Annotated in this window: 23 protein-coding genes; 14 read left to right on the plus strand and 9 right to left on the minus strand. The window is 35.0% G+C overall.

What is annotated here, in order from left to right:
• Nucleotides 1-84: 84 nt before the first annotated feature.
• From AC3WVA_RS22930 to AC3WVA_RS22940, 3 genes are all read right to left on the minus strand, one after another.
• Nucleotides 85-1,347 (minus strand): neutral/alkaline non-lysosomal ceramidase N-terminal domain-containing protein, encoded by a 1,263-nt coding sequence (locus AC3WVA_RS22930; protein WP_098520042.1) that lies wholly within the window; start codon nt 1,345-1,347, stop codon nt 85-87.
• 107 nt (nt 1,348-1,454) lie between these two features.
• Nucleotides 1,455-2,873 (minus strand): stage V sporulation protein SpoVR, encoded by a 1,419-nt coding sequence (spoVR, locus tag AC3WVA_RS22935; RefSeq protein ID WP_098346402.1) that lies wholly within the window; start codon nt 2,871-2,873, stop codon nt 1,455-1,457.
• 114 nt (nt 2,874-2,987) lie between these two features.
• Nucleotides 2,988-3,548, minus strand: coding sequence for a nitroreductase family protein (locus AC3WVA_RS22940; RefSeq protein ID WP_000214810.1), 561 nt, complete (start codon nt 3,546-3,548; stop codon nt 2,988-2,990).
• 232 nt (nt 3,549-3,780) lie between these two features.
• Between AC3WVA_RS22940 and AC3WVA_RS22945 the strand changes: the two genes are divergently transcribed.
• The 13 genes from AC3WVA_RS22945 (at nt 3,781) to scrK (ending at nt 15,528) form a co-directional block, all read left to right on the plus strand.
• Nucleotides 3,781-4,377 carry a hypothetical protein gene (locus AC3WVA_RS22945; RefSeq protein WP_141539433.1) on the plus strand — a complete coding sequence of 199 codons (597 nt, stop codon included), beginning with the start codon at nt 3,781-3,783 and terminating at the stop codon, nt 4,375-4,377.
• Nucleotides 4,378-4,502: 125 nt separating this feature from the next.
• Entirely contained in the window at nt 4,503-6,020 is a 1,518-nt protein-coding gene (locus AC3WVA_RS22950) for a spore germination protein (RefSeq protein ID WP_098346404.1), read from the plus strand.
• Nucleotides 6,017-7,099, plus strand: coding sequence for a Ger(x)C family spore germination protein (locus tag AC3WVA_RS22955; RefSeq protein ID WP_098346405.1), 1,083 nt, complete (start codon nt 6,017-6,019; stop codon nt 7,097-7,099). The genes AC3WVA_RS22950 and AC3WVA_RS22955 overlap by 4 nt, the downstream gene beginning before the upstream one ends.
• Nucleotides 7,100-7,115: 16 nt before the next feature.
• A complete protein-coding gene (locus AC3WVA_RS22960; protein WP_098346406.1) occupies nt 7,116-8,225 on the plus strand; it encodes a GerAB/ArcD/ProY family transporter in 1,110 nt (369 codons plus the stop codon).
• A gap of 45 nt (nt 8,226-8,270) precedes the next feature.
• A complete protein-coding gene (locus AC3WVA_RS22965) occupies nt 8,271-8,780 on the plus strand; it encodes a PCYCGC domain-containing protein (RefSeq protein WP_098346407.1) in 510 nt (169 codons plus the stop codon).
• A 120-nt stretch (nt 8,781-8,900) separates the two neighbouring features.
• Nucleotides 8,901-9,149: a YhdB family protein gene (locus AC3WVA_RS22970; RefSeq protein ID WP_048526289.1), complete on the plus strand. Its 249-nt coding sequence runs from the start codon at nt 8,901-8,903 to the stop codon at nt 9,147-9,149.
• Between the two features lie 165 nt (nt 9,150-9,314).
• A complete protein-coding gene (locus tag AC3WVA_RS22975; protein ID WP_087957430.1) occupies nt 9,315-9,734 on the plus strand; it encodes a disulfide formation protein C in 420 nt (139 codons plus the stop codon).
• A gap of 12 nt (nt 9,735-9,746) precedes the next feature.
• Nucleotides 9,747-10,199: a thioredoxin family protein gene (locus AC3WVA_RS22980; RefSeq protein ID WP_098346408.1), complete on the plus strand. Its 453-nt coding sequence runs from the start codon at nt 9,747-9,749 to the stop codon at nt 10,197-10,199.
• 72 nt (nt 10,200-10,271) lie between these two features.
• Complete coding sequence (locus tag AC3WVA_RS22985) at nt 10,272-10,487, plus strand: DUF1540 domain-containing protein (RefSeq protein WP_048526286.1); 216 nt, start codon at nt 10,272-10,274, stop codon at nt 10,485-10,487.
• A 117-nt stretch (nt 10,488-10,604) separates the two neighbouring features.
• Nucleotides 10,605-11,591 (plus strand): LacI family DNA-binding transcriptional regulator, encoded by a 987-nt coding sequence (locus AC3WVA_RS22990; RefSeq protein ID WP_048526285.1) that lies wholly within the window; start codon nt 10,605-10,607, stop codon nt 11,589-11,591.
• Nucleotides 11,592-11,720: 129 nt separating this feature from the next.
• Nucleotides 11,721-13,100, plus strand: a complete 1,380-nt coding sequence (locus AC3WVA_RS22995) for a sucrose-specific PTS transporter subunit IIBC (protein ID WP_492322194.1) — start codon at nt 11,721-11,723, stop codon at nt 13,098-13,100.
• A 14-nt stretch (nt 13,101-13,114) separates the two neighbouring features.
• The gene (locus AC3WVA_RS23000) at nt 13,115-14,590 is read left to right on the plus strand and encodes a glycoside hydrolase family 32 protein (RefSeq protein WP_098346411.1); all 1,476 of its coding nucleotides are present in this window, start codon (nt 13,115-13,117) and stop codon (nt 14,588-14,590) included.
• A complete protein-coding gene (gene scrK / locus AC3WVA_RS23005; protein WP_098346412.1) occupies nt 14,587-15,528 on the plus strand; it encodes a fructokinase in 942 nt (313 codons plus the stop codon). Before AC3WVA_RS23000 ends, scrK begins: the two co-directional genes overlap by 4 nt.
• A gap of 11 nt (nt 15,529-15,539) precedes the next feature.
• Here the strand turns inward: scrK and AC3WVA_RS23010 are convergent, their stop codons facing one another.
• From AC3WVA_RS23010 to AC3WVA_RS23020, 3 genes are all read right to left on the minus strand, one after another.
• Nucleotides 15,540-15,791 carry a hypothetical protein gene (locus AC3WVA_RS23010; protein ID WP_098346413.1) on the minus strand — a complete coding sequence of 84 codons (252 nt, stop codon included), beginning with the start codon at nt 15,789-15,791 and terminating at the stop codon, nt 15,540-15,542.
• Nucleotides 15,792-15,896: 105 nt separating this feature from the next.
• On the minus strand, nt 15,897-16,658 hold the full coding sequence (locus AC3WVA_RS23015) for a L,D-transpeptidase (RefSeq protein ID WP_098346414.1): 762 nt from the start codon (nt 16,656-16,658) through the stop codon (nt 15,897-15,899).
• 68 nt (nt 16,659-16,726) lie between these two features.
• Entirely contained in the window at nt 16,727-17,593 is an 867-nt protein-coding gene (locus AC3WVA_RS23020) for an SDR family oxidoreductase (protein ID WP_098346415.1), read from the minus strand.
• Between the two features lie 203 nt (nt 17,594-17,796).
• Between AC3WVA_RS23020 and AC3WVA_RS23025 the strand changes: the two genes are divergently transcribed.
• Nucleotides 17,797-19,098, plus strand: a complete 1,302-nt coding sequence (locus tag AC3WVA_RS23025; RefSeq protein ID WP_000482710.1) for an NCS2 family permease — start codon at nt 17,797-17,799, stop codon at nt 19,096-19,098.
• Between the two features lie 61 nt (nt 19,099-19,159).
• On the opposite strand, the gene AC3WVA_RS23030 is transcribed toward AC3WVA_RS23025, so the two are convergent.
• The 3 genes from AC3WVA_RS23030 to AC3WVA_RS23040 form a co-directional block, all read right to left on the minus strand.
• A complete protein-coding gene (locus tag AC3WVA_RS23030; protein ID WP_098346416.1) occupies nt 19,160-19,432 on the minus strand; it encodes a sugar ABC transporter ATPase in 273 nt (90 codons plus the stop codon).
• A 55-nt stretch (nt 19,433-19,487) separates the two neighbouring features.
• Entirely contained in the window at nt 19,488-19,691 is a 204-nt protein-coding gene (locus AC3WVA_RS23035; protein ID WP_098346417.1) for a hypothetical protein, read from the minus strand.
• A 126-nt stretch (nt 19,692-19,817) separates the two neighbouring features.
• Entirely contained in the window at nt 19,818-20,672 is an 855-nt protein-coding gene (locus tag AC3WVA_RS23040; RefSeq protein ID WP_098346418.1) for a patatin-like phospholipase family protein, read from the minus strand.
• Between the last annotated feature and the right edge of the window lie 103 nt (nt 20,673-20,775).

The raw sequence follows: 20,775 nt of genomic DNA on the forward strand, positions 1-20,775 counted from the left end.
ATCTTCTTCAAAATGGATTCGTTTTTCTATAGCTGTATTAAAAATCATGAATTTCTTTACATTTTATTCTACTGAATATATTTTTTACGCGTTATATAATTCCATAACTCTCTTCACAACCAACTCCGCAGTATTCTCCTCCGGTGGCATCAATAAATTCGTAACCGGTCCATACACAACAGGGCTTAATTCCACTTCATACCCACCATATGTGAATTCTTCCTTCGTTGGTAAGTAGCCAATATATCCATTCGTATATCCACCAAAGAAAGCTAATTCATTTTGAAGATTCTCTTTCACTTCTAATGCCGTTTCCGAAAAAGGTTCCATCGGTATACCTGAGAATATACCATCATTAATTTGAAACAGTTGCACTTCTAAATCAATACGTAACTGCCGCATACCTTGCTTATATTTCTCTAAAACGATAATAAGCCATTCATCCGTATTCACGCCCCACTGCTTCTCAGCTAATTGAGCCATGCCTCGTATTTCATCAATTTCAGGGATATCCTGCAGTTTCATTTGCACCGTACTCGAAATCGTTCTTACATTTACAATCGGACTATATGTAACTGTTGGCAACATCATTAATACATGTCCACTAAACGTGTAAGCAATTTGTTTTAAAGCTTCCCTTGAACCGCGATACTTTGCATTTACATTACCAGCAGCACCTTGCACAATAATAACAGGACAGTTTACGATTTTCTCAAGAATCTCTCTCGTCATTCCAGGATAATCCGCTGATAATACATCGCTATCACCTTTTAATACATTCGGATGCGCCGTACAAAATACTATAATCCCAGATAGCTCCTTCGTTTCAGCATTTCTTATTGCTAACATGCCAATTCGTTTATCTACAACACCATCTATATTTGTTCCCATCTTTGCTCTTCCATCAGTTGTTCTTTCTCTTCGGTTGACCCCAATATCACCTGTGGTAACACCCCAGCCAACTTCACATCGCTTCAAGTTGTTATTCGCAGTCACTGCACCGTGCACTACATTATTTACTAAGATTGTTTTATACGACTTTACTAAAGGTCGCTCACCTACTGTTTCCGGACCGGAATGTGTATGTGTATAAACAACTGTTATTCGCTCAAATGGAACATGAAGCCTACTTGCTACTCGCTCACGAATCATATTCGTATCTTCTACTAACATCCCGATATTATCAATACTTATAAACACAGTTTTCATTTCACCTTTTTCAAATACAAAAACCGTCCCATAAATACGCTCTTCAATATTATTTATCCCAGTCTCTCTATGATATCCGACAAAATCAATACCGACAGGCGGCGTAATATCCACCTTACATACCCCTACTTTGCTCATTTGAATCGCTCCACTTCTCTATGTAACTCCCTTTTTTAAGAATAGCATATTTCACCTCGTTCCAAATAAAAAAGAACAGACATAGCATTCTATGTCCGTTCTTTCCATCACACATACTTCCGATGCACCATCTTCCCATCATAAGAAAATACAACGCCCTTACTCTCCACAATCGACTCCATATGCACCGTTCTTCCCCATAATTGATGAAGGTATGGCAATACTTTTTCTAAATATTTTAAATCAAGCTCGATCCCTTCGTAACTATGTTTAATGTACAATTCTCCGTTCTTTAAGTAGTCCCCGTCTTCTACTACTAAGTATGGGAAGCCACCATTTGTTCGCATATTTACGAGCTGATCACGTACATGTTCCCACTCTTTATCTATTACTTTATATTCTTTTCCTTGGCGCTGGAATAAGTACATATCTTCTCTCATTACGAGATCTTTATTTAAGTAATTTCTTAAGAAAGATACATCCCATTCGATTTCGCGCACTTCAAAGATTTTGTCACGACCAGATCCTGGTTTAACGCCTCTTCGTTTCATTTCTTCTGTTGGGTTGTTGTAGCGTTCTTCAATATCTTCAAACATTTTAATACCGAGGTAGTATGGGTTAATGCTCGTTTTTGATGGCTGAACGACACCTGCATTTAATTTCGCAAATTCGATTGCTTCATCAGATGTTAAGTCCATTTCACGAAGTATACGTTGATGCCAATATGATGCCCAGCCCTCATTCATAATTTTCGTTTCAAGCTGCGGCCAGAAATACAGCATTTCCTCACGCATCATCGTTAATATGTCTCGCTGCCAATCTTCTAACTCACGGCTATATTCTTCAATAAAGAGGAGTAAGTCTTTCTCTGGTTGCGGCGGAATTTTCTTCTTTTTACGTACATTGGAACGTTCTCTTTTTTTATTTCGATCATCTAAATTCCATAGGTCATCGTATTGTGATACCTTTTTCCTTTCTACTTCTTCCTCTTCTAAGTCATCAATACTCCACGCAAGTTTTGGGCGCATGAGCGACGGATCAATATGCTCTTGAATGGCAAGTACGGCATCCAAAAATGTTTCTACTTCTGCCTTTCCGTACTTATGCTCATACGCTTTCACCCGTTCAGCTGTCGCTGACATACTTTCTACCATATCTCGCTTCGTATTTGAAAAACGAATATTATTTTTAAAGAAATCACAGTGTGCTAAAACGTGCGCTACAATTAATTTATTTTGAATTAACGAGTTTGTATCTAATAAAAAGGCATAACATGGATCAGAGTTAATAACGAGTTCATATATTTTACTGAGACCTAGATCGTATTGTAATTTCATTCTGAAAAATTGCTTCCCAAAACTCCAATGTGAAAATCTCGTTGGCATCCCATATGCACCAAATGTATAAATAATTTCCGCTGGACATATTTCATAACGCATCGGATAAAAATCAAGCCCAAATCCAGTCGCAATTTCTGTAATTTCCGCAATCGCATATTGCAGTGCTTTATCGTCACTTGCTCTCATTATTTTCCCTCCTTACACTTTCCCTTAAGAAAGTGTATGATTGAGAACAAGCTTTCATGAGGATTGATTGCATAATAAAAAGACATCCTCATAAAAACGAGAATGTCTCATCTATTAACCTTCAATAATCTCCATCTTCTCCGTAATCGGTGTACGAGCTTTTCCTTCTGGTGCTTTATCGAAATAGCCAAGGTGAAGAATTCCAACGATGCGTTGACCTCTTGTTAAACCAAGTCCTTCTATAAACAGTGGATTGTAGTTTAATCCACCTGATTTCCAAACACAGCCTAAGCCACGTTCCCAAGCAAGAAGTTGGAAGTTTTGCATAAATGCGCATGTTGCAGCGTAATCTTCGTCACGTTGAATTTGACGAGGATCTTCATTTATATACACAACGATTTGTGCAGGTGTGCTTAAGAAACGATCTGATAAAATTTTACCGCGTTTCGCTCTTTCTTCTTCTGTGAACGAGTTTAAAACTGCGTCCACTAATTTCTGACGGCCTTCCCCAATGTATAATTTACAATTCCATGGTTCACGGTGTTTATGATTCGGTGCCCACGTTGCGTCGTTTAATAGTTCAATTAATAACTCTTTATCTACTGCTTTATCTGTAAATGTACGAACAGAGCGTCTTTCTTTAATCACATTTGCGATGGAAGTATATGTAGTCATATTTTTCTCTCCCTTATTTTTATCTATATGTATACGTTTATTATTGATATTGATTTTCAATTTCGATTATACCTTAGTTTTTTACTATTAATCAATGTTTTATGTTGGAAAACTTTTAAAAATGTCATTTCATACTGTGAATAAAAAAACTTGATTTGTTCACAAGTATTTCACATTTTATGGAAATGATATGTGTACAGTTTTCCACATTATCCATCTAGGAGGAATTTATATGTACAAAAAAATCGCAGTAAGTATGACTATGGCAGCATTATTATTCGGGGTAACCGTCCTCCCTACTTACGCTGCCACGCCAAAAGAAGTAACATTCCATCATCATAAACCAATTTCAGAAGAAGAAATGCAGTCGCTCGAAAAACTCGGCTATAACAAACATGAAATTTGGAAAGCTGCTCACATTGCAAGAATGAGTAAAAAAGAAATTAAAGACGTTTTAGCTTACTATAAACAAAATAAATCTTGGGAGAAAACAGCCGAGCATTTCGGCGTAGATCCAAGTAAGTTGAAAAAGCATCATATGAATAAAGAAACGAAAAAAGCACTACTGCAACAATTAGCAACTATGCAAAAATCTACACCAGACGGACTAAAACAAAAAATGAAAGAATACAATATCGGATTACGCCAGCTCACAGTATTAACAATCATCTCTCAAAAAAGTAATACCCCTCTTGACGATGTACTAAAAATGAAAAAAGACGGAATGGATATAAAACAGATTGCCGAAAAATTAAATGTAAAAAAAGAAGATATACGAACTGAAATGATTAAATTAGTACAGTCTATGAAAGAAAAGAAAACAAATTAATACGCCAAAAAGGAAGAGATTTTCAATACTCTTCCTTTTCTTTATGAACTTTCAATTTTCAAGTATAAATTCCCGTCTTTCCCAAAAACTAACACAAGCACATGATATATGTTAGGGGTGAGAAAATGTTCGGTTTATCATCTAAGAAATCCAAAAAGACTAATACAAAAACAATTTGTTCTATTCCAGAATTTATACATACTATGAAAGAATCTAGCGATTTTGTTTCATATAACGTACTTGAAGATGAAACGTTATGCTTGTTTTATTATAAATCTGTCGTGGAAGCACTTATTATTAAACAGTTTATTTTAACTCCTATGAAAAAGGAATCAGAACATATTCAAAATATTTCTGACCTATGTAATATTGTCTCCATTGAAGATATTATTACCTCTCCCTCTATTGATGATATTCGTCAGAAATTATTAGGTGGATATATTTTAGTACGCTTAAAAAGCAATTCAAATCCCGATCAATATGCTTTAATTCGTGCCGAAAGTACTGTTTTAGGAACACGATTATATAACGATACAGAAAATGAGTATAGCGTAATTGGACCTAAAATCGGTTTCGTTGAAAACCTTGATACAAATATACACTTATTACGCCGAAATATTGTAACGGAGCAACTCATTTTTAAAGAAGTTACTGTTGGATCTATGTCAAAAACGAAAGTAGCAGTTGCTTATATAGAAGGGGTTACAAATGAACAATTTATCAACACTGCAATACAACGGCTAGAAGACATTGACTTTGATGTCCCATTTGATGCAACTATGATTGAGCAATTTATTAGTGATAATAGCAATTCACCATTCCCTGTTCTATTACCTACAGAACGATTAGACCGAGCAGTATTTGCATTAATTAACGGGGAAGTTTTAATTTTAACAGATGGCTCTCCATATGCTTTATCAGGACCGACAACGTTACTAGATTTTTTCATTTCACCAGAAGATTATTATTTACCGTGGATGATTGGATCGTTCTTTCGCGTTATTCGTTTTTTCGGAGCTATATTTTCTCTTTTTTCCTCCGCTATTTATACAGCGGCTTTAACATATCATTATCAAATGATTCCAGCTGATTTACTAGGTCCTATTATTTTCTCGAGAGCGAACGTACCTTTCCCTCCTATTTTAGAAGCACTCTTTTTAGAAATTACAATCGAATTGCTTCGTGAAGCGGGAGCACGTTTACCGACGAAAGTAGGACAAACAATTGGTATTGTTGGCGGGATTGTAATTGGGCAAGCATCTGTTGAAGCCGCTTTAACAAGTACAATTTTATTAATTGCAGTTGCTTTATCCGCTCTTGCATCTTTCACAACACCGACTGTAAAAATGTCTTCTACTATCCGGTTGTTACGATTTCCGCTTATTCTTTTAGCTGGTGCATTTGGTGGATTAGGTCTTATCGTCGGGTTTGTATTTATTTTAGCTCATTTAATTAAATTAAAATCACTTGGATCACCTTATTTATTACCTTTATATCCATTTCGTGGTTTAGGTACAGCGGAAGGTTTTCTCCGTTTACCGTTTAGCCAAACTGCACAAAGGCCTTCTTTCCTTAGACCAAAATCTAAATGGCGCTATAATCCAAACAAAGCGAAGAAAAAACGTGATGGTGATAATGAATGAAAAAACTCTTACTGTTCCTTATTCTAATCTTTTTTGTTCTACAAACTGGCTGTACACAAACGTATGTAGTGGATACGCAGCGTATTATTCATGTTGCTGGATTTGACATGAAAAAAAACAAAAACTTCCAAGGAACGATCTTATTTCCAGAGTATACACATGGTGTGAAGTCTAAACCAGAAACTCAATCTACATCTGCTCGTTCACTTGAAACAATCGCTTCACGATTAAATGCGAAATCCCCTCACAATGTTGTTGTAGGTCAAATGCGTGTCGTTCTATTTGGAAAAGATTTAGGAGAACAAGGAATGGGCGAGATTATTACTAACTTACAACGTGATCCAAATATCGGGCGTGATGTACAACTAGCAATTGTAGACGGATCAGCTGAAGAACTTTTAAATTATGGCAAACAAAATGGATCATTATATATTGCTGATTTGCTCGAGCAAAATATAAGAAATGAAAACATTCCACAAACTGCATTAAACATTTTTTTATATAATTACTACTCTTCTGTATGTGATGCCTATATCCCTTATATAAAAATGGGCGATAATCATTCCGTCGCTGTTAAAGGACTTGCTTTTTTAAAAGGTGATAAAGTCATTATGTATACAGATAAAAGACATTCTGTTTTAGCAAAATTGCTTATTAATCCTACAAAAAATGGGCGTTACGAAGCGGCGATAAAAAAAGATAAGCATAAAGGCATGGTGGTCATACAAAACTTAGCTGGGGAAAGTAAGTATGATATAGATCAAACTGGTGACATACCAAAAGTGAAAATTCATTTGAAACTAAATGGATTAATTAAAAACTCTCCTACTTGGATTGATTTAAGAAAAAAAACAAATATCAATTATATAAAAAAACAAATTGAAAGAAATGTTGAACAAGACTGTGAAAAATTAATAAAACAATTTCAACAAAAGAAAATTGATCCTTTAGGAATACGAGATGAAATTAGAAGTCATACGAGAAAATGGAATATAAACCAAATTCGAAATATGTATCCGAATGTAGCTGTGGATATAAATCTAGACATTAACATTGTACAATCTGGAATCGGGGAATAGTGAGGTGAAATAAGCAATGAATACAATGAATAAAACAAAAACTGTCTCTCCATATTTTGCATTTATTTTATTGCATTCTCTCCAGATCGGTATAGGAATTCTCGGATATCAACGTGTAATTTTAAAAAATGCTGGTTATGATGCTTGGATTTCTCTAATCATAGCAGGCATTGCAACTCACATTGTACTGTTTTGCATGCTAAAAATGTTAGAAAAAGATGGAGATTTAATTACCATTCATACGACGACCTTTGGAAAATGGATTGGTTCTATATTTTCCGTAATTTTTACTCTTTATTGCTTATTATTCTGCCTTACTGTTCTCCGTACATATATGGAAGTAATACAAGTTTGGATTTTCCCTACTATTAAATTATGGAAACTTACCCTTATGTTTTTATTAGTGACTTACTATATTATAAAAGGCGGGTTCCGCTCTGTGACAGGGATATGCTTTTGGGGTATTGTGCTTCCTATTTTTGTGATATTCTTTTTAATCTATCCAATGAAATATGCACACTTCCGCAATATTTTACCTATTTTTACACATTCACCTTTTGACATGCTTATATCTGCAAAACACTCTGCGTTAGAGTTTCTTGGTTTTGAGACAATCTTAATCTTCTATCCATTTATTGAAAAAGGAAAATCCTTAAAAAGATGGGCTCATGCAGGTATTGCTTTCAGTACATTAATTTATGTAGTTTTAGCCATCGTATCTTTTATGTATTATAGCGAGGGCCAATTAAATCACACGATTTGGCCTACTTTAACAATGTTAAAAATCATTAAAGTTCCTTTCATTCAACGCTTTGAATACATTATTATTTTCGTTTGGTTTTTAATTATTTTGCCAAATCTTTGTTTAACCATTTGGTCATCATGTCAAACGATGAAGCGTTCATTCCATATTCCTTTTAAACTTACATTACCATTTTTCACCTTAATAGTCTTTACAGCTTCCTTATTTTTCACAAACCGTGAAAGTATCAATACATTAAATACGGTGCTATCTCAAGCAGGCTTATATATTGTATACGCTTATATCCCAATTTTATTTCTCTTTCATTCACTGCGATGGCGCTTCAAAAATCAGTCGAAAAAATCTTCAACCGATACACCATAATCTCTGATACAATTTGAGTAATACATTTGTAAAGGGGACAAGCGTATGAAGAAATATGTATTTTCTTTACTTGCAGTACTAAGTTTAATTCTTGCTGGATGCGGAGCTACTAGTACAAATGAAAAAAAATCATCTGAATCAAAAGAAGAACATGACCACGCATCGCATACTCAGCAAGCTGACATTCAAGAACAAACAAAAGGTGTCGACACACTTCCTACCTTCTTAGACAAACTTGATCCACAAATGAAAGATATCTACACTGTCGCTGGACAAAATGCAGAGCTATTAGATTGGATTCCATGTTACTGCGGTTGTGGTGATAGTGTGGGACATAAAAATAATAAAAACTGCTTTATTCGTGAAATGAAAAAGAATGGTGAAGTTGTTTGGGATTCCCACGCAACGACTTGCGTCAATTGCTTAGAAATCGCGGTTGAATCTGCTTCCATGAAACAAAAAGGAAAATCAACGCTAGAAATTCGTAACTATATCGACAATAAATACAAAGAGGGCTACGGCAAGCCAACACCTACGCCAATGCCAAAAGCTTAAAAACGGGGACATTCCTCGTTTTTTCTTTTCATTCGCTTTTTTTCTTAACAAATTCTTTCAAGTGTATTTCTCCTTGCTTGTCACACACTATATATAACTCCTCGGTAAGGAGGGTACACAGTGCAAACATATAACGACTATGATAAAGCTCTCTATTACACGTATTGCTGTAATTGGGATAAATTACTCGTTCTTATGGTTCAAACGAACGATCAATTATTTTCTAAGCGTATTGAACACTTTTTACATGCTTATCAATACAGTAAAGAACTACCAGAAGTTGATAAACAATTGCAGCTCCTATTTCAATATATTGACCATGCATCCCAAAAGTCACATATAGATGAAGTAGAGCAAATTCAAATGTAAAATATAGCGCTATTCTCTTTATGAGAATAGCGCTTTTTTAAAATGTTTATATCAATAAAAGTTTCCCCTTATAAAACTTTTATTGATAAACATATTTTTTCTTTCTTTTCTGTGCTACTTCATACTATAATTTAGTATGTAACTATTATAAGAGAGGTATAAAATATGGGACGAGAAAAAAAGCAAGAATATGCTTTACTTACCGCATGGGGAGCTTCTTTTATCGCTACACTAGGAAGTCTTTACTTTTCCGAAATCATGAAATTTGAGCCTTGTGTACTTTGTTGGTATCAACGTATTATTATGTATCCATTCGTTTTATGGCTTGGTATCGCTGTAGCAAAGAAAGATTATCGCATCGCAAGTTATTCTTTACCAATTGCAAGTATTGGTGCTTGTATTTCTTTATATCACTATGCCATTCAAAAAGTCCCAGCATTTTCAGCTGCTGGAGCAGCTTGCGGCCGTGTACCCTGCACCGGAGAATTCATAAACTGGTTTGGTTTTATTACAATCCCGTTTTTAGCACTTATCGGCTTTATTACAATCGCTGTATGTAGTTTTATTGTAATAAAAAACAAATAAGGAGATGAAACAATGAAAAAAATGCTTATATTTGGTGGTATTATTATCGCCTTATTTGCGGCAATTTTCGCTGTCACGCAAATGGAAGAAAAAAATGCTACTAGCCAAAAAATTGATAACGCTACTGGTAGTACAACAAATGGTCCTGACTACTATACAAACAAAATCTCTCTTTCAGATCTTCAAAAGAATTTAAAAGAGAAAAAAGAAGAAACAGTATACTTTTATCAAACATCTTGTGTTCACTGCCAAAAGCTATCTCCTGTCGTAGTACCAATGGCTAAAGACTTGAACGTTAATATGAAAGTTATGGATATCGAAAAAATAGATGCTCCTTGGGATGAATATAACATTAAAGGAACTCCAACAATTATTCATTTCAAAGATGGCAAAGAAGTAAGCCGTATTAGTGGTGAACAACCAAAAGACAAATTAAAAGAATGGCTTGAACAAACGAAAAAATAACGAGAAAAGGAAACTCCTTCTATACATGAAATGGGCGTAAAATCCCAAACTAATGTATAAGGAGGGGGTTTTATGCCAGAAGTAAGATGCTCTGTTTCCAATTGCTCATTTTGGGGACAAGGTAACTTTTGTCAAGCAAGTGCGATTATCGTTCAGCCAGATGCGGATGAAACGGGTCAAACTGAAAATGAATCGTATACAAGTGCAGTTTTAACAAACGAGACGCTAGAAAGTTCTGTAGCAACGAGTGTAGAAACTTGTTGTCATACATTTAAGCCAAGATTTTAACACATATTCCACCTCATATACGTGAGGTGGTTTTTTCTTTTCCCCTTTTTGTTTACGTCCTCTCCAATTCTCCCTATAATAAAATTAATATTTTTATGAATATGAAGGTGAAATAATATGACTAAAACTATTGCAGATATCGCCAAATTGGCTGGAGTTGCAAAAAGCACAGTTTCTCGTTACTTAAACGGTGGATACGTAAGTGATAAAACAAAACTTAAAATTGAAAGTATTATTCAGGAAACAAATTTCTCTCCCAATACATTTGCTCAAAGCTTAAAAGCAAAAACAACAAATTTAATTGGTGTTATTATCCCCCGATTAGACTCCTTCGCTACAATGAAAACTCTTATTGGGATTGATAATACGTTACAGGAAAATAATTATCAAATGCTTGTAGCAAATGCAAATCAAGCAATTGAAACTGAAATACAAGCAATGGAAAACTTTATAAAACAAAGGGTAGCTGGCATTATTTTATTAACAAAAACTTTAACAAATAAGCATCAACAAATTATTGCTAATTCAAATATCCCTATTTTATTCGTTGGGCAAGAATATAAAGATCAATATTGCCTCGTTCATGATGATTATGATGCAGCTTATGAGTTAGGAGCATACGTATTATCACAAGGGCATAGAAATATCGCCTATTTAGGAGTAGAAAGAGATGATATTTCTGTTGGTATAAATCGAAAAAACGGTTTTCAAAAAGCCATTGAAAATTTAGAACCAACTTGCAATGTTTGTTATTACGAAACATCTTTCCAAATAGAAGATGCCATGAAACAAGTACAACATATTTTAAGTAATAACCGTCCAACGCTTATCGTATGTGCTACTGATAACATTGCACTTGGGGCAATGAAAGTCATTCACTCCCATTCTCTTTCTGTACCAAATGATATTTCTGTAACAGGATTTGGGGGATATGATATTTCAGAAATGGTACACCCTAGCTTAACGACAATTGCATTTGACTATGAGTATGCTGGAAAGCTTGCTGCCACTTCTCTTTCACAGCTTGTCGAAAATAAAACTATACCAAAAATATTACACTCTCGTTATACATTAAAAATCCAAGAAAGCGTTGACAAAATTTAAAGGCACTCTATAATAAAAATAAAACCGGTTCCACATTAAAAAAACAGGATTCTTCACATCAATTCCCTGTTTTTTATTTTAATCGTTCACGGAACCGGTTCCATAAAAATATAGTAAGGGGAAATTTTTATGAATATGAAACAAATTGCAACACAAGTATTACAAAACATCGGTGGAAAGGAAAACATTGTTCGCGCTACGCATTGTGCTACTCGCCTTCGTCTTGTACTAAAAGATGAAACAAAAATAAACGCTTCCGAAATCGAAAACATCGATGAAGTGAAAGGTGCTTTTGCAACGACTGAACAATACCAGATTATTTTTGGAACTGGCATAGTAAACAAAGTATATGATGAGTTTTCTAAACTAATCGGAATAGCTGAACTGGATTCTACAACATCAAATGATATATCTAAGAAAAAAATGAACCCCATCGCTCGCTTAGCAAAGACATTATCTAATATTTTCGTTCCAATTATTCCAGCTATCGTCGCAAGCGGTTTACTTATGGGATTAATTGGAATGTTGAAAGCGTTTAAATTAGTTCCTGATGATCACTCACTTATCCAATTACTTGATATGTTCTCAAGTGCAGCTTTCATTATTTTACCTATTTTAATTGGGGTTAGTGCCGCTAAAGAATTTGGTGGAAATATTTTCTTAGGTGCAGTTGTTGGTGGTATATTAACTCACCCAAGCTTAACGAATCCTTGGACTCTTTCAAATGCAAAACCAACTGTTTTACATTTTCTTGGTATGAATATTGATATGATTGGCTATCAAGGCACTGTTTTACCAATTCTGTTATGCGTATATGTCATGAGTACAATTGAAAAAGAACTTCGAAAACGCGTTCCGAACTCTTTAGATTTATTAGTTACACCATTCTTAACGATTATTATAACTGGCTTTTTATCACTTATTATTATTGGACCAATTGGATATAAAATCGGTGACGGCATTACGTACCTTTTAAATACAATTTATCAATTTGCAGGACCAGTAGCTGGTCTTATATTCGGTGGTCTATATTCAACAATTGTTCTTACTGGCTTACATCATAGCTTCCATGCTATTGAAGCAGGCTTACTCGCAAATAAAGATATCGGTGTCAATTTCTTACTCCCTATTTGGTCAATGGCGAACGTTGCTCAAGGTGGGGCTACTTTGGCAGTTTATTTCAAAACAAAAAACAAAAAAACGAAAGAAATTGCAATTCCAGCAGCAGCTTCAGCATTTTTAGGAATTACAGAACCAGCTATTTTTGGGGTCAATTTAAAACTTGGTAAACCATTTATTGCAGCAGCTATTGGTGGGGCAATTGGTGGCGCTTACGTTGTTTGGATGCAAGTAGCGGCTAATGCATATGGTTTAACAGGTATTCCAATGCTTACAATTGTTGCACCTCTTGGCATAATGAATATGATTCACTATATAATTGGATTCGCTATTGCAATTATCACTGCTTTTGTTTCCACATTCATTTTATATAAAGAAAGTAAACAATAACGAGGGGAAAACCTATGTCAAAATATAAAACAATATTGCAATCTGATAAAGACGAATTACATTCTTTATATGAAATTGCAAACCAAGATTCATGGAAACCAATTTATCATATCCATCCATCTTTTGGACTAATGAATGATCCTAACGGTGTATCATACTACAATGATGAATATCATGTTTTTTATCAGTGGTATCCATTTGGCCCCATCCACGGAATGAAGCATTGGGGGCATGTGAAATCAAAAGATCTTATTAACTGGGAGCGTATGCCTGTAGCTATCATACCTACTGAAAGCTATGAATCGCACGGTGCATATTCTGGGAGCGCTATCGTAAAAGACGGACTTCTTCACTTACTGTATACAGGAAATATAAAAAAATCTGATAATTCCCGTGATGCAAAACAATGTATGGTAATAATGGATTCTCAATATAAGATGACGAAATATAGTAATAATCCTATTATTGATGTGATCCCTGACGGATATACAAAGCATGTGCGTGATCCAAAAGTATGGAAACATAACGATATATACTATATGTTACTCGGTGCACAACGCAAAAATAAAACTGGAACTCTTTTACTATATAAGTCACAAGGCCTAGACAATTGGAATTTCCAAGGTGAAATTTCAACAAACTTAAAAGAATTTGGATTCATGTGGGAATGCCCCGATTACTTCCAATTATCGGGGAAAGATGTACTTCTCTTTTCACCTCAAGGAATTGAAAAAGAAGAAGAAAATTTCCAAAATGTATACAATGTTGTTTATGCTATAGGACATTTCGATATTGAAAATTTACATTTCCATGTTGATTCATATTACGAGGTTGATAAAGGATTCGATTTTTATGCCCCTCAAACTCTAAAAGACTCTACTAGTCGCCGCCTATTGTTTGCTTGGGCAGGATCGAGTGAAATCGCATATCCTTCTGATGATTATATGTGGGCTCATTGTTTAACGCTTCCACGTGAATTAACATTAGAGGACAACATATTAAAACAAAAACCAGTTTCAGAACTAGCAAAACTACGAACAACAAAAAAAGAAATTTCAGGAGATATAAAAGCTGGATTAAATATATTATCAACACTTGATCATAAAGATTCTTATGAATTAATTGTCACTCTCAAAACAGAGAATGCAAACCTATTCGGACTTTCTCTTTTCCATAATGAAGAGGAATGTTTTCCAATTACATTTAATCGGAAAGAAGGTACTATTTCTATAGACAGGAGCAACTTCTGCCATCAATTTGGCGGAGAATATGGTTATGAACGCTATAAAAAAATTAATATTCAAGATACGATAGAACTACAAATATTTGTAGATACAAGCATCGTGGAAATTTTCTTATACGATGGTTCAACAGTCTTTACATCTCGGGTTTTTCCTCGAAAAGACTTGAAACATCATATAGCAATCTTTTCAGATGCAAAACTAAACTTTATCATTACACAATATAAGCTGAAAAGAGGGATTGTATGAGAAATGTCTTTTGTATCGGTGAACTATTAATTGATTTCGTTTGCCGAAATACCAATGTTTCTTTAGTAAACGGTTCAGATTTCGAGAAAAAGGCTGGTGGAGCACCTGCTAACGTTGCTGCTGCTATTACAAAATTAGGTGGACACGCTACATTTATGGGACAAGTAGGAAACGATCCATTTGGTGAATTTCTTGAACAAACTTTACAACATGCACATGTGGACACTTCCATGCTCATCAAGGATAAACAAACCACACTTGCATTCGTATCTATCGACCAAAATGGTGAGCGCGATTTTACCTTTATGCGTGGCGCAGACGGTGAATATCATTTCAATAGCATTGATTTATCAAAAATAAAAACGAATGATTTAATCCATTTTGGTTCAGCGACAGCTTTATTGTCCAGCCCGTTAAAAGACACATATTTTCAACTTCTACAGCATGCAAGAGAAAGTGGCCAGTTTATTTCTTTTGATCCAAACTACCGAAATGCGCTCATTACAAATACCGAACAATTTATTCAAGATTGCTTAACTTTTATAAAACATGCTCATTTTGTAAAAGTAAGTCAAGAAGAAGCGATTATGCTTTCTAAAAAAAGTGATTTACAACAATCTGCACTCAAATTATTAAATCACGGTGCGAAAGCCGTAGCTATTACACTCGGAAAAGACGGTACTCTTCTTGCAACAAAGGATAAGCAAACGATTGTACCTTCTATCTCTATTCAACAAGTTGATACTACTGGTGCTGGTGATGCTTTCGTTGGAGCGATGTTATACCAAATTGCTAAAAGTGAACAAATGTTTCCTCATAATTTTGAAGATTTAACAACGTTTATCTCCTTTGCAAATAAAGTAGGTGCTCTCACATGTACAAATTACGGAGCCATTTCCTCTCTTCCATCATTAACAGATGTAAAAGCATACGAGTAATCGTATGCTTTTTACATTCCCCTCCAAAAATCATGCATAATAAAAAAGTACAAAACAACGAGAATGGCCGTCCCACATAACGTAATACGCCGATATATACTCTTCTCCCCTTCTCTCGCCTTAACAAATGCCCAAATAAATCCGAAGAACAATATTAAATCAACATATGGAACATAAAAAGAAAAAACGAGAAACGCATACAAATACACGATAAATAAACAGGTCGTTACTAAGAAAACTTTAAAAGCAAATTCACTTTTCATAATGTAACCGCCCCCCTATCTGTACTGTATTATATTCAGCAAAATCCAATAGTTGCAGTTAAACTCGAAGTAGAAATAAGCTACCGTCTATAATACGGTAGCCTATTAGGAAACATTATATTTCCGTTTATATATATTACTTAAAACCGAAGAAGAAATTTGCTCATAACGAATTTTCTCTCCAGTTTCATCCACTATATACAAATTGTTTCCTATATAATATATTCCATCTTTTCGTTTTGAATACACCTTATATCTTTCATTCGGCAATACCGTTTTCACTTTCGTTAACTGCCCATTTGGTTCTTGCCAATATATATCGGCACGGTCTACTAACGTAAGCACGCCAATTTGCTCTTCCTCTACTTTACGACCATTCCAGCTCACAACGCGGTAACCAAGCTTATTCGCTTCATATTCAGGGCTCGTATGAAAACGGGAAATGATTACTTTTGTTTGTAATTGGACTCGGTCATATAGCCACTGTATATCTCTGTCATGCATACGAATACAACCATTTGATTCCCTACTTCCAATCGTCCATTCCCGATTTGTTCCATGAATCGCATATTCATTTTTATCTAGTCCAAGCCATCTCGTACCAAGAGGGTTATTCGGTGCACCACCAGCTATTTTTTTTCGATGGTATTCTTTATTTTTATATTTAGTTATAATACAAAAATTACCTTCAGGCGTAGGGGTACGATCTCTTCCAGTTGTCACGGGGAATGTTTTTGTATAATTTCCATTTTCAAAAAAAGATAATTGGTTTGTCGTAAGATTCACTAATATTAGATGATCTGTATCAGCAAAGGCACTAACCGGTAGGATGAAAAATAATAGTATGACGAAACATAATTTTTTCATCTATATCTCTCCCCTAGCGCTCACTATAATAAGTGGAATTAACTTTACTTTGCTCTTATAAATGAAAACTATCCATTTACAATAACGCCTCCATTTACATGTATCATCTGCCCAGTAACATAGGATGAATCGCCAGACGCTAAATATACGTATGCTGGCGCTAATTCATACGGTTGACCAGGCCTTTGCATCGGAACATTGCTTCCAAACTGAGCAACCTTCTTCTCATCAAAGCTTGATGGAATAAGTGGTGTCCAAATTGGCCCGGGCGCAACACCATTTACACGAATCCCTTTTTGCACTAACGATTGGGAAAGTGACCTTGTAAAAGCAACGATTGCTCCTTTCGTTGCCGAGTAATCAATTAAAGTTTCATTTCCTTCATACGCAACGATAGACGCCGTATTGATAATGACATCCCCTTGCTTGAAATGAGAAAGTGCTGCTTTCGTAACGTGAAAATAAGAAAAAATATTAATACGAAAAGTCTTTTCTAACTGTTCTGCTGTAATATACTCTAGCCCTTGCTGTGGATATTGCTGCGCGACATTATTTACTAAACCATTTACACTACCTAGCTGCTTGACGGTCTCTTCTACAATATCTTTGCAATGCTGTTCATCACTTAAATCACCTGGTAACAACACACACTTTACCCCTTCTTGTTCTACACGTTGCTTCGTCTCATTTGCATCTCCATCTTCATCTAAATACGCAATCGCAATATTCGCTCCCTCTTTCGCAAAAGCGATGGAAACAGCTCGTCCAATCCCGCTATCTCCCCCTGTAATTAATACATTCTTTCCTTTTAATTTTTCGCTTCCTTTATAATTTGTATCTTCAAACTGCGGTAAAGGATTCATTAACGATTCAATACCAGGCTGTTTATTTTGATGTTGCGCTGGCATTGTTATAAAGTTTTTTTGCTGCGGCATAGCTTCTTTCAACTCCTTTTCCTTATAATATGTGCACAATAAAAACTGAAATTCACACGTCGTTTTACGATTAATATTCGAATTTAAGACACAAAATATGAATTGTTGTAAACTTTTTATGCAAAACTATTGCAAAATAGTTAAAAAACGAATATTATATATAACTGTTGTGAAAATTATTCGTAAACAGAAAGGATGTTTATATGTTTAACCTTTCAAAACATAAAACTTCTATTAAAACTGAAATTATGGCAGGTATTATTACCTTCTTAACAATGGCATATATCATTGTCGTAAACCCTGTCATCCTTGGGGATGCAGGTGTTCCATTTGAACAAGCATTTACAGCAACAATTATCGCTGCTGTTGTCGGAACATTATTTATGGCAATCTTTACAAATTTACCAATCGCAATTGCACCAGGTATGGGATTAAATGCTTACTTCTCTTACTCTGTTGTAAAAGCTCATGAAGGCATGACTTTCGCAATTGCATTCTCTGCTGTATTCGTAGCAGGTATGATTTTAATTTTGCTATCATTTACATCTTTCCGTACAAAATTAATGGAAGCAATTCCTGAAAACTTAAAACATGCAATTACTGCTGGTATCGGGCTATTTATCGCCTTTATCGGTTTACGTTTAACAGGTATCGTTACAAAAAATGATGCAAACTTAGTTGGACTTGGTGATCTTCACTCTGCTCCAGTTCTACTAGCATTAGCTGGACTTGGAATTACTATTATCCTTATGTCTTTAAATGTAAATGGTGCACTATTTATCGGGATGCTATTAACTGGTATTATCGCTTTCTTCACAGGACAATTAACATTCTCAAACGGTGTTACATCAATGCCTGGTTTACCAGAAGGAATTATCGTTTCAAATCCAATTACTGCTGTATCTGACGTAATTAACTACGGATTATACGGCGTTGTATTTTCATTCTTCCTTGTTACATTATTCGATACAACAGGTACATTACTTGGTGTAGCTCAACAAGGTGGATTTATGAAAGACGGAAAACTTCCAAAAGCTGGACGAGCTCTTCTATCTGACTCATTCTCAGCAACAATCGGTTCTATGTTCGGAACAACACCATCAACAGCTTACATTGAATCATCTGCTGGTGTTGCAGCTGGTGGTCGTACTGGTTTAACAACTGTTACAGTAGCTGTTCTATTCGCACTAGCAGCATTCTTCGGACCATTAGTAAGTGCCGTTTCTGGTGTATCAGCTATTACTGCACCATCATTAATTATCGTTGGTAGTCTTATGATGGGATCAGTTCGCCACATCGATTGGGACGCATTTGATGAAGCATTCCCAGCATTCTTAGTAATCTTAAGCATGCCACTTACATCAAGTATCGCAACAGGTATCGCACTTGGATTTATTTCATACCCACTTATGAAAGTGGCAAAAGGTAAATTCCGTGCTGTTCACCCACTTGTGTATGTATTCGGAATCTTGTTCGCTTATCAATTGATTTTCTTACCACATTAAAATCCCTTATAAAGAGGGATTTTTTTATACATAAAAAAGTAGCGCATCGGAATTCAATGCGCTACTTTCCTTTTGTAACAATCAAACGAACTACTTTCAATACTAGAAGTAAAAGACCGTTCACTATCGTTGCAATCCCTAAAAATACCGCTATCATCAGCTCTCCCATTCCGTTATTCAATACAAACATAACAGAAGAAATGAATGCCAAAATAAACAATATTAACGTTGGTATATATTTAATAATAGGCTTCTCATATGATTTTTTTGAAAGAAGAAACGTAATTACTAATGTCATAATGATCACAAAATATACTGCAAATAAGAAAATCATACGAAAGCCTCCACTATTCCTAAACTATGAAAAAGATAAAAGGAGTTAAAAATTATTAATATTTTTCATTCACCTGTACTTCCTTACTATACTTTTGAATGAAAACTGATGAAATAACCATTGTCATCCCTACACTAAAACCAATAAGCTGATCTAATAGTATTTCATCATGAATGAACCAGCGCAGTAAAAATACACCAGCAAAAATAAGCAACATAGTAAATCCAGTATGCCTAAGACCTTTATATACATTTTCCATATGTATCACCTCTTCACATACTTTTATCCATATTATACCATAATACTAGACGTGTATAACCGTCATTCGGCATTCAAGCCAATAATAAAAAAGGCTACAGAGAAATTCTTCTCCGCAGCCTCATACTTATTTTTGTAAAAACGTCTGTAAATTTGCAAACTGTCTCTTTGCATCTTCATAGCCTTGCTCATATAGATTTTGTAGTTTTGCTGTATCTTTTTCCATACGATCTACTTGAAGCGGCACTTCTGGGCGAATAACAAATAAATTCCCAGCTTGTTCTTCTTTTTCAATGTAGTGCAGTGTTTCATTATACACTTCATAACGATTCAACATCGTCTTCACAAGGTTCGGATACTTTTTATATGCTTTCGCTGCCACCCATCCAAACTTTGACTTTTTCTTCGCATAACCATGATTTCTCGTTAAAATCACAACTGATTTTTTAAATCCATCTTCCTGTGCTTTACGAACTGGAATTGGATCCGAAATCCCGCCATCTAATAATTGCTTACCACGGTAATTTACTACTGGTGCAATGAAAGGTAATGAACTAGATGCTTGTAATAAATTTAGTGCATCATCATTCGTTCCTTCTTTTTCAAAGTAAACAGACTGTCCTGTTTCACAATCTGTCGTTCCTACAAGGAAACGCTCTGGGCTATTAAAGTATGTTTCAAAGTCAAACGGTACATGCTTTTCTGGAATCTCATGAAAAATGAACTCCATATCAAATAGCTGCCGTTTTTTCCATAAATTTTTATACGATAAATATTGTGGGTGTGATGCATAATCAATATTTACTGTTTTATTTCTATTTCTTTGTCTGGAAAGATACGACGCTGCATGACAAGCACCAGCAGATACACCGATTACATATGGAAAATATAAATCCTGTTCCATAAAGTATTCTAATATCCCGCCCGTATATACACCACGCATACCGCCGCCTTCTAATACTAATCCCGTATTTTCAAGCATGTTATTCTCTCCTCTTTATATATTGACTCTTTAATTATTCACTATGTTAAGTATCTGTTTCTATTATATATGAGTTCTTTTAGAAATTATATTCAAAAGACTT

The organism is Bacillus sp. EB106-04-02-XG92 (assembly GCF_058791995.1).